11 protein-coding genes are annotated in these 15,053 nt (G+C 69.4%); 7 read left to right on the top strand and 4 right to left on the bottom strand.

Translation table 11 applies throughout. The features are described 5' to 3' along the window. Positions 1 to 2 precede the first annotated feature (2 nt). From PZB77_RS30815 to mobF, 4 genes are all read left to right on the top strand, one after another. Positions 3 to 476: a hypothetical protein gene (locus PZB77_RS30815; RefSeq protein WP_275496310.1), complete on the top strand. Its 474-nt coding sequence runs from the start codon at positions 3 to 5 to the stop codon at positions 474 to 476. Positions 477 to 707: 231 nt separating this feature from the next. Beyond that, on the top strand, positions 708 to 1,958 hold the full coding sequence (locus PZB77_RS30810) for a ParA family protein (protein ID WP_275496309.1): 1,251 nt from the start codon (positions 708 to 710) through the stop codon (positions 1,956 to 1,958). After that, the gene (locus PZB77_RS30805) at positions 1,955 to 2,860 is read left to right on the top strand and encodes a ParB/RepB/Spo0J family partition protein (protein WP_275496308.1); all 906 of its coding nucleotides are present in this window, start codon (positions 1,955 to 1,957) and stop codon (positions 2,858 to 2,860) included. The genes PZB77_RS30810 and PZB77_RS30805 overlap by 4 nt, the downstream gene beginning before the upstream one ends. Positions 2,861 to 4,051: 1,191 nt before the next feature. Then, a complete protein-coding gene (gene mobF, locus PZB77_RS30795) occupies positions 4,052 to 6,004 on the top strand; it encodes a MobF family relaxase (protein WP_275496307.1) in 1,953 nt (650 codons plus the stop codon). A 311-nt stretch (positions 6,005 to 6,315) separates the two neighbouring features. Here the strand turns inward: mobF and PZB77_RS30790 are convergent, their stop codons facing one another. Beyond that, complete coding sequence (locus PZB77_RS30790) at positions 6,316 to 6,759, bottom strand: hypothetical protein (RefSeq protein WP_275496306.1); 444 nt, start codon at positions 6,757 to 6,759, stop codon at positions 6,316 to 6,318. 675 nt (positions 6,760 to 7,434) lie between these two features. On the opposite strand from PZB77_RS30790, the gene PZB77_RS30785 reads away from it, so the two are divergent. The 3 genes from PZB77_RS30785 (at position 7,435) to PZB77_RS30775 (ending at position 10,583) form a co-directional block, all read left to right on the top strand. After that, positions 7,435 to 8,826, top strand: coding sequence for a replication-relaxation family protein (locus PZB77_RS30785; protein WP_275496305.1), 1,392 nt, complete (start codon positions 7,435 to 7,437; stop codon positions 8,824 to 8,826). Positions 8,827 to 8,956: 130 nt separating this feature from the next. Then, positions 8,957 to 9,124: a hypothetical protein gene (locus PZB77_RS30780; protein WP_275496304.1), complete on the top strand. Its 168-nt coding sequence runs from the start codon at positions 8,957 to 8,959 to the stop codon at positions 9,122 to 9,124. 250 nt (positions 9,125 to 9,374) lie between these two features. After that, complete coding sequence (locus tag PZB77_RS30775) at positions 9,375 to 10,583, top strand: hypothetical protein (protein WP_275496303.1); 1,209 nt, start codon at positions 9,375 to 9,377, stop codon at positions 10,581 to 10,583. Positions 10,584 to 10,728: 145 nt separating this feature from the next. Here the strand turns inward: PZB77_RS30775 and PZB77_RS30770 are convergent, their stop codons facing one another. The 3 genes from PZB77_RS30770 to PZB77_RS30760 are packed head-to-tail and all read right to left on the bottom strand — an operon-like array spanning position 10,729 to position 14,353. Beyond that, positions 10,729 to 11,535, bottom strand: a complete 807-nt coding sequence (locus tag PZB77_RS30770; protein WP_275496302.1) for a hypothetical protein — start codon at positions 11,533 to 11,535, stop codon at positions 10,729 to 10,731. Next, complete coding sequence (locus PZB77_RS30765; RefSeq protein ID WP_275496301.1) at positions 11,532 to 11,828, bottom strand: hypothetical protein; 297 nt, start codon at positions 11,826 to 11,828, stop codon at positions 11,532 to 11,534. Before PZB77_RS30765 ends, PZB77_RS30770 begins: the two co-directional genes overlap by 4 nt. Continuing rightward, positions 11,828 to 14,353 carry a DEAD/DEAH box helicase gene (locus PZB77_RS30760; RefSeq protein ID WP_275496300.1) on the bottom strand — a complete coding sequence of 842 codons (2,526 nt, stop codon included), beginning with the start codon at positions 14,351 to 14,353 and terminating at the stop codon, positions 11,828 to 11,830. Before PZB77_RS30760 ends, PZB77_RS30765 begins: the two co-directional genes overlap by 1 nt. Positions 14,354 to 15,053 lie beyond the last annotated feature (700 nt).

The following is a 15,053-nucleotide window of genomic DNA, read 5'->3' as shown; positions in this document are numbered from 1 at the left end:
CCGTGCAGCAGATCCGCCGTACCGCATCCCTGGCAGCAACCACCCTGATCACAGTGCTCGCACTCACGGCGTGCGGCGCGACGACCCCCCAGTCCCCCGCCCATCACGACAGCCGCATGAAGAAGGCCGCCGGAATCGGCTCCCTGACCATCATCTGCAACAAGGACATCTGGGAGAGCACCCGCCCGGACGGACTGAAGAAGGTCACCACCGCCCCTGCCGGCGGAGAGCGCGGACAGCGCGGCATGGTCCGGATCACGCTCACCGGGGCCCAGCTCGTCACCTACCTCGATGAGCTGGACTGGGATGCCCACCCCGGCTGGGTCGGGGCTGACTACCCGGACCAGGAAGCCCTCTCCGGCCGCGTCTACGACGCACTCACCCCAGCCATCGACAAGGCCACCACCGCACGATCCACCGCCGACCCCGCCCCCGAGATCCTCATCGACGACACCCTCGCCACCCAGGCCCCCTGACCACAACGCGGCCCGCTGCTCCCGAACGCCGGGGAGCAGCGGGCCGCTTTTTGCTTTGCGTGGCTGGTCGAGAAACTCGGTGGGGTGAGGCCCGAGCCCATCCAGACGTGCCGAACCAGCCGGGCTCAGGGGTGATAACTCAGTTATCACCCGATGGAGGGCGGACATATTGGTCGACTTTGTATGACGTCGGGTCACTCGCCCTCAGGTTGGGGTTAGTAAGCTCGCCTCATGGTTACCCCAAGCCCCACCGGAGACAGGGAAAAGGTTGTCTCCAAGCTGCCGTCCCAGCTACGACGAGACCTCAAAGTCCGGGCTGCCCAGATCGGCGTGGACATCCAGGACGCCGTGTCCGAAGCCCTCGACATGTGGCAGACCCGCACCGACGATCTACCCGTCATCGACACCACCGGCGGGGTTGCATGGTCTAGCTGGCTGCGCCCCGGTCAGTGGTCAGAACTCAAAGCCACCTGCGCGCAACGCGAGATGCCGATCGTGCAAGGCCTCGCCCAAGCAGTCGATCTCTGGCTCCAGGAACGCTCTGCCCCTGCCCCCACCCCGTACCCCCGGCGCATCGTGCTCTGCAACCAGAAAGGGGGCGTCGGTAAGACCGCCGTCGCCGCCGGAGTTGCAGGAGCTTGCGCCGAAAGGCCCGAGCTCAAGGTCTTGGTAGCCACAGAGGCAGTAGCTCTCCAGTCCAGCGAGGAAGCCGCTACCGGCGAGGCCGAGGAACTGCTCCAGAATGACGAAGCGCACCCTGGACTCGGACTGCGCGTCCTTCTCGTGGACTACGACCCCCAGGGACACCTGACCGCCCAGCTCGGCATGCAGGCCATCGGTATCGACGACCCCAGCCTCGCCAAGTACATGGCCGGCACCGTACGAACAGGGTCAGTCAGAGACCTCATCGTCACCATTGATGACGACCGCTTCGGAGGACGACTGGACATCCTCCCCGCCTGCGCCGACGCGTTCCTCCTCGACATCATGATCTCCACCGACCGCAACCGGCAGGCCACCCTCCAACGCGCCCTGGAACCGGTAGAAGGCAACTACGACGTCATCGTCGTCGACTGCCCGCCCAGCCTGGGCGTCGGCATGGATGCGGCGATCTACTACGCCCGCCGACGGGACAATGAAGCGCCCAGCAACTCGGGTGTACTCATCCCGGTACAGGCCGAGGATTCCTCCGCCGATGCCTTCGCTCTCCTTCTGGAACAGATCGAGTCCGGTCAAGCCGACTGGGGAATCCAGGTCGACCACCTTGGCCTCGTCGTCAACCTCTACGACGCACGGGACGGCTACGTCATCACCTCCTCGCTGGAGGCATGGAAGCAGTTCAAGGAACCCCGCGTCGTGGGCGTCATCGGCCGTCTCAAGGACCAGCGCGAAGCCGTCAGGAACAAGCGGGCCCTCATGTCCTACGCTCCGGCCTCGCAACAGGCAAAAGTCATCCGCCGCATTGTCAGGGAGATCGTGTGACCACCCGCCAGAATGCGGCAAGCCGCGTAGGCGCCCCGGCGTTCGGCGCCCCGCAGAGCAGCCGAGGACGAGCCATCGCCGCTGCCACGGGAACGCCGGTGGTACCCCAGCCCGCCCTCGTGGCGCCCGCCGACGTCAGTTTCAACCCGGACAACCCCCGCGAGGAGATCGGGGACGTCAGCGATCTGGTCGAGACCTTGACCGAGGTCGGCCAGATCACCGCCATCACAGTGGCCACTACAGAGGCGTACCTGGCCAACCGGCCAGAACGACGAAACGAACTCGATGCTGGCGCCGCGTACGTCGTGATCGACGGCCATCGCCGTCTGAAAGCCGCACGCGAAGCCGGTCTGCCGGCCATCAAGGTGATGCTTGGCGACGAGTTCGCCAGCACAGACGAAACTCTGTTGGAAGCCGCGTATATCGCCAACGCTCGGCGCAAGGACTTCAGCGAACTCGAGGACGCTCAGGCACTCCAGCAGCTCGTCCAGTTCTACGGATCCCAGCACAAAGCTGCGAAGCGTCTCGGCATCAGCCAGCCCCTGATCAGTCAGAAGATCTCCCTTCTCTCCCTCACCCCTGAGCTCCAAGCAGATCTGGAGGCGGGCAGGCGGAACGTCGCACATCTCCGGAACATGGCAAAGATCCCCACGGCACAACAGAAGGACGAAGCAGACCGCCGCGCACGCGCTGACGTTGACAAGAAGAGGCAGCGGACTGCCTCACGGCGGGGTACCGCCCCCAAGGGTGATAACTCAGTTATCACCCACGCCACACCGAGGCCGCCCGGGGCCGCCGCGCCGCGCATGCCCTGGGAAGACCCTGCAGCCCTCAACAAGATCCTGCGGGAACACTTGACCGAGGAAGACCGCCGGATGCTGGTCAAGCTGCTTGGCGAGTAGAAAACAGGCCCGAGCTGTCTTCCAGGTTCGCGAAGCGGCCCCTAACCGGTCCGCTGGCACGCAGGGCCCTCGTCCCTCTCGGACGAGGGCTTCTGTCTACCCTCGGCAGCATGGAGAACGAGGAGCCCGCCGCCGTCCCGGGGAACCTCCCTGGGCATCCGGGCCAGGAGCCGCAGGAGCGCCGGCCGTGGTCTCCGGCACAAGGGCCGCGGCCTCGGGTGACGGCCTACCCCGCCGGACGGCGCCCAGGCATGTACGTATGGGACGGCAGCGCGTGGGTTCACTGCTCGGTGGAGGCCCGCTTCGATTGGCCGGACGGGCAGATTACGTACACGGTGTCCGGAGCGCTGACCGGCGCCCCCGGGGCCGTCGTGACGCGTACGTACGTCTGGCCGCACGGGCTTCGGCCCGTACCGTGCCCCACCGGACCTGTGCTGCCTGAGCTCCCGCGCCGAGCCAGCACCCAAAACGAAGCGGTAGTCGCTACCGAGGGCGAGGAAGCGACCGGCGGCGGAGAATGAACGCCCGCGTCCAGGCCTGCCACGCGGTGCCCCTTCCTGATGCGCGGAACGATCAGCCAACCAACTGGCGACCCGCGCCCGCAGAACAGCCTTCGGCCAGGGGCCGGCCCAGGATGCGTCCCGATCGGGTGCCACACGATGTGGGGGAGTCCAGCGAATTTCTCCCCGCCGTATGACCACGTCGCGCGTCCGTCCGGTGCCCAGGTGAGCTCGTAGACGCCGGGGGCGCGGCGCACGCCCGTGATTCGTATGCCGGGTCGGAATTGGCGGCCAGTGCGCAGGTCTGGCACGAAGGCGTCCTAGGCGACGCGGCGGAAGCGCCGGCGCTGGGCGGAGTGAGGTGCTGGAGGTCGGCGGTGAAGCGGGGGAGGACCTCGAAGGTGGGGATGGGGGTCTCCTCCGGGCAGCACGACGAAGCCCCCGCCGGTTGCCAGGGGCTGCTGTAGGCGGTGCTCGTTCCGTGGCGCTGAATGCTGCTCAGTGGTGCTGGACGGTGTTGTCCGGGCCGTGGTGTGAGGACTGCCGGAGAGCGATGACATTCGCGTTCGGCCCGGGGCCGCTTCCCGCCTGGCGGGCACTTGAGAAGAAAGTTCGGCCGCTGCTCCCGCCTGACGGGACGTACGACTGATCGGCCTTTTCTCGCAGGTCAGAGCGGTGTGACGTGGTCTCCATGACAGTGGATATCAAGGTCATCCGAGCCGGTCAGATGTACCGCTACTACCTGCGCCAGACCGTCGTCGGCGACGGCCGCCGCCCGGCCCGCACGCCGCTGCGCGCCGCCCGGGAGCAAGCCGGTGTCCCGGCCGGGCGCTGGATGGGCCGCGGACTTGCCGCGCTCGGACTCGCGCCGGGTAAGGAAGTCACCGAGGCGCAGCTGCGGAACCTGTTCGGAGAGCGGGGCTGGCACCCGTACGCGGACCGGATCGAGGCCGAGCGGCTCGCCGCGGGCGACTCCCCGGCGAAGGCGTTCAAGGCCGGTGCCCTCGGCCGCCGGGTGATGGTGACCGGGGTCGACTTCGTGTTCCGGCCGCAGCCGACGATTTACCTCCTGTGGGCGCTGGGGGATGAGGAGACCTGTCGGGTGATCGAGGCCGCGCACGAGCGGGCGATCGTACGGGTGCTGGAGTGGATCGAGGACGAGGTCGCGGTGATCCGGTACGGCAAGGACGGCATCTACCGGGTGCGGCCGCCCGGCGGTCTGGTCGCCGCGCGCTTTCGCCACTACGAGGCGCGCTCCGGCCGCCCGTTGCTCCATGACCATGTACTGCTGTCCGTGAAGGGGCAGCGCCGGGACGGGAAGTGGGGCTCGATCCACACCACGGCCCTGCACGAGAACACCGTCGCGGCCTCCGCGCTCTACAACGAGCTCGTGGCCGCCGAGGTCTGCGAGGAGCTCGGGCTGGCGACCGAGCCGCGCACCGTCACGCCGGGGCGCCGGCCGGTGATGGAGATCGCGGGGGTGCCGCACGAGCTGATCCGCTGGACCTCCCGGCGCAGCGACCAGATCGCCGCCTGCCTCGAGGAGCTGGAGCACGAGTACGTCACCGCCGTCGACGACAACGGCGAGCCGAAGTTCCTGCCCGTGGTCTCCGAGCGGGCCCGCGCCAAGATGAACGCCATAGCCGCCCGCAAGACCCGCCCGCCCAAGCAGAAGACGCTGCCACTCGCGCAGCTGCGCGCCTGGTGGAAGACGAGCGCGATCCTCACCTCCGGTGTCGCCGCCGACGTCATCACCTCCCTCCTCGAGTACGCCCGCGCCGCGGCCGTGGCGATCCGGGCCCGGGTTGTCGCCGTGGTCGACGTCGCCCTGGCGGCCGTCGACGTCGCCGCGACGGTGTTCGTGATGAACGAAGGCGGCCGGTTCCACCGGAGGCATCTGCTCGCCGAAGCCCGCCGCCACCTCGCCCTGGTCCTGCGGGGCCGCTGCCGCGAGCCGGGCCTGGACGAGGAGATCGTGGCCGCCGCCATCTCCACCTACTGCCTGGACATCAGCGAGCCGAAGACCGTGCGCGGCCTGGAGGCCGGCTACCGCCTCTACACAGCCCGGTGGGCCCTGTCCGACCTCACCGCCCGACGCCGCCCATCCGCCGTACCTGATCCGGACCGGCAACCTCCGGCCGATCCCGGCGAGCCGGCCGCGCCCCGGTCCTCGGGCCAGGACGCGGGGGAGTGGGAGATCCCCCGCATCCCGCTGCAGTACGAGCGGGCCGTCCTCGCCGGTGCGGTCGTGAGGGAGAAGCTGCACACCACCGTCGTGCGGGGCCGGGGGTACGACATCGTCCGGCACCAGCAGACGGCGATGCCCGAGCAGCTGCTCGCGGCCGCCGACCCCGAGCGCGACGACCAGGAGCCGGGGGTTGGGGTCGAGGAGGCGGTCGACTTCAAGGAGCTGCGGGCCCTGAAGGCGTCGCGTACGGACGTGGAGGCTCTGGACTTCACCGCCGAGCAGTTGCGCCGCGCGATGGAGGTCATCACGAAGGCCGGCGACGCCGCCGCCGCCAGGACGAAGAAGTACACCGACCCGCAGGACGCTCCCGCACCGCACCCGGTGCGGGAGGACGACCAGCGGGCGCACCACCCCCAGCAGCCGGACCGACACCGCGGGCCAGAAGCCGGCCGCTGAGTGGACCCGGCGTGGTCCACTCGATGCTCACCGACGATGCCGTGCACTCTCTGGATGGATGCACGACATCGCTCCGTAGTGCACAGCATCGTGGTGACGATGCCGTGCATCCACCCCCGCGCACCCGGTCGCGTTTCCCCTTGACACGGGCCCGTGTCAAGGGGAAACGCGCCACCGGGCGCCCCTGGAACACCGCATCGAGTGGGCTCCACTCAGTGGGTTCCATCGAGTGGAGTCCACCGAGAGTGGTCGCCACCGAGTCCTGCCCAGGCCGCATCGGGTGGGCTCCACTCGGTGCGGCCAGGGCGCGGCTACTGGTGTGCGCCGACTGCGGGGTGCACCGTGCGGGCACGTTCCCGGTGCTCGTCCCGCATCGTCTCCAGAGTGGTGGCGGTGTCCTCGTCATCGGGGTCCGGGATGACGTCCACCGTGAACCGGATGATGGTGCGGGCGATGCCCAGCGCGCCGGTGGAGGGGGAGTCCCGCGCCCAGTCCCGCAGCGCGGACAGCAGGATGCACCCGACTTCGTCGAGGGCGAAGGAGTCCGCGCACGGGTCGTCATCGTCCGAGACGGTGGTGGCGGGGAAGACGATGTCCTCGGCCAGTCGCAGCAGCAGGAAGGCTAGCTCCGGGTCGGCGTCCGCGCGGCCGGCGACTTGGCCCCCACCGCCCAGCTGCAACGCGATGACGTAGTCGAAGGCGCGCTCCACCTGGTCCTCGGTGAGCGGCGTTCGGGGCGGGATCAGGTACGGCATGACGTCTCCTCAACTGCGGTCGCCGCGTGGATCACGACGACTCCCCAGCAGGATTCAGCGGCAGCCCTGTGGACAGAGACCAGAGATTTCTCCCTGCCACACAGAGTCGGGCGAATCGGGCGGCAAGGGGCGAACCTGGCCCCCTTGTCCACCTGCCGAGCCCGGTGGCGAGCCGGACCGCCTACCCCTTGTCCAGGTCGGCCGCACTGCCCTGGGCGCCGCGTTTTCCCTTGACCACCCCGGCTATCGGCGGCCGTCAGACCGCGGACAAGGGGGTCTCCTGCACGCTGCTCCTTCGGATCAAGGCCCCGGACCCGGGGCAGTGAAGGAGACGGACGATGGCGATCACCCACTCACGGACTGGGTGCGAGCAGCCCGCGGGCCGACGGGGGCGGAAGGTCTGCCTGCGGCGGGCAGGCCGTGGCAGGTCCCTGCGGGCGCCCCTGCGGAGGGCCCGTGGGAACCCCCTTTGGTGCCCGGCACCCACGGGAGCGATAAAACCCCTTGTCAGGCCGGGTATCGGGGCGGATTTCGAACCGTCACACCCTTTAATCTCCTCTATATGTATGAAGTGGAGGAGATTGCCGGGTTGCGGGCGGCCCGGACATCCTCCCCGGCCGGGCGCGGTCGGCGGCGAGCCGGCGGCCGGTCGCGAGCAACGAGGGAGCAGAGCTGATGGCGGGGAAGCGGAAGACCAACCCGGCGGGGTCGACGAACAGCTACCGCGGCGACGTGCTGCGCGTGCTCGGGGCGCTGAAGGTGGCGACGGCTGATCAGATCCAGCGGATCGGCGCCCCGCACCTGACCTTCCGGCACGCCGACAAGGAACCGCCGTCGAAGCGGAAGCAGGCCCGCACCGCCTCGCACACCGGCGCGCTCTCCGACATGCGCAAGCACGGCCTGTCCGAGAACGGCGGCTCCACCGGGGGCGGCGACTCGCTGCGGAACCTGACCCTCAAGGGCCTGGAGGCCGCCTCCCACGAGCTGCGGCGCCCGGTGACGGAGATGGGCTCCACCGCGCGCGGCGCGGGCTCCAGCGGGGCCTCCCACCCGATGGCCGTCAACGAGACCGTGATCGCGCTGCTGCGCCCGAAGCCGAACCTGGCCCGGCTGGCCGACGACCCGCCGCACGTCCAGGCCGCCGCCCAGGCCGACGTCGACTCACCGGGCGGCATCGGCACGATCGCCTCGTTCTGGACCGAGGTCCCGCTGCCCGCCACCGGGACGTGGAACACACCCGGCAAGGGCGGCGCCCAGGCCGACTTGGTTCTCACCGCACCGCAGGATCAGGTGCCGCTGCTGTTCATCGAGGTCGACAACTGCCACGAGACCCCGGAGGAGCTCGCCGCCAAGTTGGAGAAGTACGCCCGCTTCTTCCGGCGGAAGGCGAAGGACACCGACGGCCGTGAGCGCCCGATGTGGCGCACCCGCTGGACCGTTCCCCAGGGCCGGTACGGCGACACACCGCACCCGCCCGTGCTGCTCGTGTTCAACCACATCGGCGAGCGCAACCCCGACCGCACCGTCCCGCGCCTGCAAGAGCTGACCCGTCACCTGTGGCAGGGCGAGCGGCAACGCGGAGGTCACCACCTCTACGACCAGAAGATCCCGATCATGGCGGTCACGCTGCCCAACCTCCAGAAGTACGGACCGGCCGACGCCGTGTTCCTCCGCTTCGGCCGCGACCACATGCAGCCGCTCCTCGAGGCGATCGGCAACCCACGCCGTGACGCCGCCGACGCCCGCGAGGCAGAGGAAGCCAAGGCCCGTACGGCGGCGTACCAGGCCCAGGTGCGGCGCGCGGCGCAGGAGCAGGCCGCGAAGAAGGCAGCCGAGCGGGAAGCGCACCGTCCCGTCTGTACCGGCTGCGGGACCAAGTTCACCGACGCACGGTGGGAGGCGGCCCGGGCGACGGACTGGGGCACCCCGACGGACTCCCATCCGGACCTGTGCGACAGCTGCAAGCACACAGCCGTCGCCGAAGCCCACGATGCCGACCAACAGGAGCAGGAGCAGGCCGTGCCGGAGCAGAAGGCCATCGGCTGGTTCTCACGTCTGCGCCGCTGAGCCGGGCACGCCACCCACGGGCGCGGGCAGGCCCAAGGTGACCCTGGGCCTGCCCGTGCAGTCGGCGGTGGCTGGGCGTTGGGTGCACGTACCGGCCCTGGTTGTCGGTGGTGGCTGGGAAGCTGATCCCATGGACAGGGATGAAGAGTCGCTGCGCGGCCGGACCGACACCGACGACGACCGCCGCGGCCCGCTCCACGCCGCGGCTACGCCGCGCTCGTCGGCGGCCCGCTCGATGTGCAGCGGCTCGACATCACCGGCGGGGCAGCGGACGAGTTCCAGACCGGTGTCGCGCTGATGACCGGGCTCGGCAGTTTGACGCCGGCGGCCGTGCCTCGTAAGACCTGCGGCCCGGCCGACGGAACCTCAAGGCCCCGTTCGATGACACGTCATCCTGAGGCTTCGCCAGACGCGCGTGATGCGCCGCCTGTTGCGGAAGCGGTGGCCCGTGGTTCAACGGATTGGGGTGCAGGAAAATTGGTGAAGGTTTTCGACTCACCGGAGTAAGTTGATCGGTATTCAAATGCACGTGGTGAAGCGAGGCGAACATGCAGGACTCTGCGGTTGTTGGTACGCGCCGATCGCGGATTGCGGATTTTCTCCGGCAGCTCGACCCCGATGTCCGCACGGCCCTGCACTTCGACGACTCGGCGATCATTGGTGCAGACTTGCTGATCTCGATGTGCAGGGCCCTCCTGGACACAGGTAGTGACCAGCCTTGGTATGACCGGTTGGAGTCCACTTTCGAGGAGTTCGATCTTTCCGACGTGGAAACGGGGCTCGACTACATTCTGGAGCAAACTCAGAACAAGGATGTGGCGATATCCTGGCTGAACTCTTTCAAGGGCGTGAATTACAACGCCTTCGCGCTCCGCCTGCTCGGGGCCCGTGACTTCAAACGGCTCGTGGACGCAGTGAAAGAGGACGGCGCGATCGTAGCTCTGGCCGTGCGACGTGGACTCCGCGCGTCGATGCCGTTCGCCGTGGCGTGGAGCGACGCCATCAGCAACATGACGGAGAACCAGCGGAAGGCTGTCTCGAAGGCCGACATCCTCGGCCTCGATTTTGTGCAGATCGTCATCATGGCGGACGAGGCGTTCGGCAACAAGTTCATCTCCACACTCCCCATGGATCTCACAACCGCCACCGCCGACGACCTCGTCGGATGGCGGCCCGACGACATGACAGAGATCGTCTCCACAATCCGGCACTTGGTGGCCGATTCCTCGGTGAAGAGGCTCGAGCGTGAAAACTCCCAGCTCGTCAGGAAGATCCGAGGAGCCAAGGACGCCTTGGCTCACTCCGAGGACGGCATCTCTCAGGCGGCCAACTCGCTGATCGAGCTGATTGACCGGATCCTGCGGGAAGCGTTCACCAAGGAACAAGTCATGGCCTGGATCGAAGCCAACCTGCCGGACGAGCCCGGATTGACCTACCCGGATGAGAACGGCGTTGATCAGCCGAACAAGCGGGCGGAGGTCCTGTGCTTCGTCTACCGCGGCGGTCCCACGGCGCGTGAAGCACACGAGCACGACAACGGCCAAGGACCGAGCCTCATCCACGACGTCCTGGCCCGCGTGATCGTGGCCACCCGCAAAAGTCTCCAGGGGTTCAAGCACGGTGACGCTGGAACACAGGAGGAGAAGGACCAGCTGTTCTCTCTGCTCGCCGGCCTGGAGGGAGCGCTCTTGTTGGGCCTCTCAATCAGCCAGGTCGGCATCAAGGGAGACAAGCTCCCCGACAACCTCGAAGCGTAGGGGGCGCCCGACGTCTTCGGCTCAGTGGCGCCGCTCGCCCTGCGCGTACGTCAGACGTCGCTGGAACCGGTACGGCGATGCACTCTGACCCGCATACGTCGACGGGCCGCACGGAAGATTCCGTGCGGCCCGTCGACGTTTCGCTTCATCGGTTCAGGCGGATGCGCGGTCCCCACGCGAACTCGAGGTCGTTCAGGAAGACGGTCTCCAGCTCCTTCTCCCACTGGCTGCGCAGGAGGAACGGCACGGCTTCCATGCGCTCGACGATGACCAGGGTTTCGGGTTGTCCAATCAGTGCGTACCGACCGTGCGAGGCGGGCCTGCTGCCCGGCCCGTACGCGCGCAGCAGCTCCTCCAGGCGGTCTCGGTGCCCCTCCACGAAGACCGCCAGGTGCTCGATGTACCCCTCGCGTTCCTCGGGGCTCACCGCGCTCAGGGCGACGTCCAGGAAGTCACTGCCGTCCGGCCAGTGGCGGACACCGGGCGCGGCCACAGCCCACGTGAACCGCTCCGCGGCCGCCAGGACGTCCTTCGCGTCCAGCTCCACGGCCGGGACCGCCGCCGGGGCCTCTGCCGGGGCGGGGGAGTGCGGCTGCTGGAGGTGGGCGAGGAGCATGGCGCTGGAGGCGGCGCGGCCACGTCCCGCGTTGGCGGTGGTGTCGGCGATGCGCAGCAGGTAGCTGGCGACGTCGCGGACACCGGCGAACCAGCCGTCCTCGAACCGCGGCTCGGACTTGTGCGGGGGGCTGCTCTCGGAGATCCAGGTGTGTGCGCCGGCCACCGCCCCAACCTCCAGCTTCGCCACGACGTCGTCGGCCTGCTCGCTCGAGAGCCCGACGGCGGCCAGGGCCTGGAAGACCATGAACCGCGCGTCGGTGGCCTCGTGCTGGTGGTGGCTGATGCGGGCCAGCTCCTGGCCGTACGCGTCGGCGTCGTGCTGCTCGGTGCTCACGCGGAGCCTCCCTTGTCGTGGCGGGTGCGGTTGGCGACCCAGTCCGGATCGCGTATGGGCACCGGCACCGAGGTGTCGGTGGCCGGGGCGCGCATGATGCGCCAGCTGGTGCGCGGCGCGGTGACGGCGTGGACCAGGACGACGACGGCCTGGCGACCGAAGCCGCCCCGGACCCACGCCCCGGTGAAGCGGACCTGATCGGCCGCCCAGTCGCCCAGCCGCTGCCACGGGCGCAGCCGCCCGAGCAGATAGCCGGCCGCGAGCGCGGCGGCCGCGGTGACGACGCCCGCCATCAGGACCACCGCATCCCGATCGCGGACAGCTGCTCCATCCGCTCCGGCGTCAGCGTCGACGCCCGGCTGCGCTGATTCCCGATCCAGGAGCCCAACCTGTACTCCCGCTCCTCCTGGCCCTCGCCGCCGATCCGCTCGACATGCTTCCTCGGGACCTGGAGGTGCCCCTCACGCTCGTAGAACTGGCGGGCGGCTTCGTAGTTCATGGCCCACTTGTCGGCCTGTGTGCGGCGCGGTGGCGGCTTCTCGTCCTCGCTGGCGGGCTCGATCCCGAGGACCTGCTCGCACATCCACTGCTGCACGGTCGTGAGCTGGTCCCAGCCGAGCCGCACCGACTGCACCCAGCGCCCGAGATCCTCGCCCTGGCGCACGACGTCGCCCGCCTCGGTGGGCAGCGCCGCGCCGGCGTCCAGGTGCATCCGGACCAGGTGGAAGCACCGCTGCCACGTCACCGGCCAGCTCGGGCACCAAGAGGCGTCGACCTCCTCCAGCTGCTCGCGCCGCTCGTCCGACAGCGCCCCGGCCGACGACTCCACCGGCAGGCCCTCGGCACGCCGCTGCTCGTTCTCCTGCGCCTTGCGGGCGGCGGCCCGCGCGTTCTTCAGGAAGATGCCCACCTTCGCGCCCTGGAAGGTGGCGTCCAGCGGGGCCAGGAGGTGCCCGTGTTCGGACGCCCACCCGCGCGCGGCAGACAGGCCCTCCTCCCACGCGACGTCGAAGTGCGACCAGATCATGCCGAGCTTCTCCAACTGCGCGACGCGGTCCTCGTCCATGTCACTGCGGGCGTAGAACCGGCGAGCGTCGGCGGTCCACTGCCCAAGAGGGAACCCGGCGAGCGAGGCCGGCCACCCGGCCTCTTCGGCCTCCTGGCCGTCGACGGCGGCGGGCACCCGGAACGTGAACGGGACGCGCAGGTCGCCGTGCTCGCGGGCGTAGATGACGGCGGCCTCCACGCCGCGCCGCCAGTGCTCGTGCTCCGGGTTGAGGACCCGCAGGTTGATGAACGCGGCGAGGGCGGCCGGGTCGCGGGGCGTGGAGAACTTCAGCAGTGCCTTGGCGGGGCCGCTGACGCCTCCGGCGCCCTCGCCGCTCCCGTCGGTGCTCTTGCCGCTGTCGTCCTTGCTGACGGGCTTGTAGCGGCTCGGGGCCTGCTGCTCCGCGAGGCTCTCAACGATCCGCGCGTCGTGCGCCCGCAGCGCCTCCAGCAGCTTCGCCAGCCCGCCGAACGCCCGGCTCGTGAGCATGTTGTCCGCCGTCTCGCCCGGCCCGAGCAGCACCGGCACCACGAGCGAGGCCACCTTGCCCTCGCCCGGCTGCATCCGCAGCGCCCGGCCCACCGCTTGGACGAGGTCGGGCATCGACCCGCGAACGTCCGCCCAGTACACGGAGTCGCAGTTCTTGGTGTCGACGCCCTCGCCCAGGACCTTCACCGAGCACAGGAAGCACTTCTCCACGACGGTGCCGTCCGTGGCGATCCCGGCCGCGAACTCGCCCAGCAGGCGGCGCCGGTGGAGGGGCTTGTGGTCGCCGCACAGCCAGTCCGCCCAGATCGTCTTCGGGTAGAGCTCCGGGTCGCTGGCGTGCAGCTGCGCGGCGACGTCGGGAAGGCCGACCGCGAAGGCTTCGGCCTCCTTCACGACGTGGTGGAAGACGAGCGTGCGCCGGAAGTTCTCCTCCGCAGACGCCTTCACCAGGGCGGTCTGCAGGGCGGCGAGTCGGGCTCCGCGGACCTCTGCCGAGCGGCTTTCGGCGCCCAGGAGCTGCGCGGCCTGGAGGGCGGTGTCGGTGACGTCGACGCATACGACCTGGTAGGGGGCACAGATTCCCCGGTCGATGGCGTCCGAGAGGGTCAGGGTGAAGCAGCGGCTGCCGAAGGGGCTTTCGGGGTCGTCTTCCATGCTCGCGACCAGCTCGCCGGGTGCGCCGGCCTCGTTCTCGTCTCCGAGCTGCCACAGCCGGGGCGTGGCCGTCATGTACAGACGGCGCAGGGACGGGATCTTCTGGTTGTCGTGCACGACCGCCCACGGCTTCCCGATCCGGCCCGAAACGCGGTGGGCTTCGTCCACGACGATCAGGTCCCAGGCCGCGAGGCCCCCGGCGTGCGCGCGTTCCAGCGTGCCGAGTCCGAGACTGGCGTACGTGGCGTAGACGGTGACCTTGTCCAGGCCCCGGGTCCACTCCACCAGCTCGTCCACGTCCGTGGTGTTGGGGAAGGACACCTCCTCGCCCCGCAGCGAGGACACCCCGATCATCGGCCCCCTGCGGCCCCCCTCGCGCCACGCGGACTCGGTCTGGGCGAGCAGGTCCAGCGAGGGCACGAGCACCAGCACACGGCCCGCGTGGAGCTCCTCCGCGCTGCGGACCGCCACCCGGGTCTTCCCGGACCCGGTCGCCATGATCACCTGCGTTCGAAGCCCTCGTTCGGGCACAAGTGATCTTGCAGGCAATTCGAGGGCGCGCACGACCGCGTCAATGGCTTCTCGCTGGGCTGCCTCGCGCTGGTCAACGTGGTCTGTGCTCGACATATTCGCCTGCCTTCTCCTGGGGTGCTGCCCACTCGATTCGAGCGGCGGGAAACGGGAAACCTGCACGTAGACGAACCGTGAGGGCTACGGTTGGACGGATGTGATCGGCTCGGTTCTCTGCCTCGCCAGAGCACAGGCAAGGCCGGGGGATGGACCTCGATATCGCTCCGGAGGGGTCCGGGTTGGTGTGCTCTGAGTCCATAGCTTATCTTGGCTCCCAAAATGAAGCACACAGAATCCCGAGATTCCCTCTAACGTGGCCGAAAGCTGCTAGTCTTGCCTTATCGCAAGCGAATCCAGGGCCTTGATGGCCCCTCAGTCCCGGCCCCTCTCCGAGAGGGGCCGGCCCCCGCGCCCCGTCACTCGCCCGACCACCTGTCACCTCCCCTTCCTCTTGCTGCTGCTCGGGCCGCAGGCCCGTGGGTGGGCCGCGCGGAGCGTGGCACGCCTGGCCCGCACGGGGGAGTGGGGGTGCGCCCGGTGTGGCTGGAGCGCAGCGGAGGCCACGGGTCGGCCGGAGGCCGGCCCCGGCCCGCAACGCGGGCCGGATGCCCTGCGGTTGGGTGGCGGGCGCGGAGCGCGTGCCGCCTGGTGGTGAGCGGAGCGAGCCGCATCCGCTCACGCGGAGCGGGAGCGGCCGGGGAGCGCAGCGACCCGGCTCGCTGTGACGGGCGCAGCCCGGAGGGACCCGCTCCGCGGG

Origin of the sequence: Streptomyces sp. AM 2-1-1 (assembly GCF_029167645.1) — a bacterium.
Classification (GTDB): Bacteria; Actinomycetota; Actinomycetes; order Streptomycetales; family Streptomycetaceae; genus Streptomyces.
The sequence above is the reverse complement of the archived record's forward strand: the minus strand, read 5'-3'. Positions and strand labels throughout refer to the sequence as shown.

Bases quoted from the DNA above. Each gene is read 5' to 3' on its own strand.
- PZB77_RS30760 (WP_275496300.1), bottom strand. From the start codon at position 14,353: ATGTCGAGCACAGACCACGTTGACCAGCGCGAGGCAGCCCAGCGAGAA.
- PZB77_RS30775 (WP_275496303.1), top strand. From the start codon at position 9,375: ATGCAGGACTCTGCGGTTGTTGGTACGCGCCGATCGCGGATTGCGGAT.
- PZB77_RS30790 (WP_275496306.1), bottom strand. From the start codon at position 6,759: ATGCCGTACCTGATCCCGCCCCGAACGCCGCTCACCGAGGACCAGGTG.
- PZB77_RS30785 (WP_275496305.1), top strand. From the start codon at position 7,435: ATGGCGGGGAAGCGGAAGACCAACCCGGCGGGGTCGACGAACAGCTAC.
- mobF (WP_275496307.1), top strand. From the start codon at position 4,052: ATGACAGTGGATATCAAGGTCATCCGAGCCGGTCAGATGTACCGCTAC.
- PZB77_RS30780 (WP_275496304.1), top strand. From the start codon at position 8,957: ATGGACAGGGATGAAGAGTCGCTGCGCGGCCGGACCGACACCGACGAC.
- PZB77_RS30765 (WP_275496301.1), bottom strand. From the start codon at position 11,828: ATGGCGGGCGTCGTCACCGCGGCCGCCGCGCTCGCGGCCGGCTATCTG.
- PZB77_RS30810 (WP_275496309.1), top strand. From the start codon at position 708: ATGGTTACCCCAAGCCCCACCGGAGACAGGGAAAAGGTTGTCTCCAAG.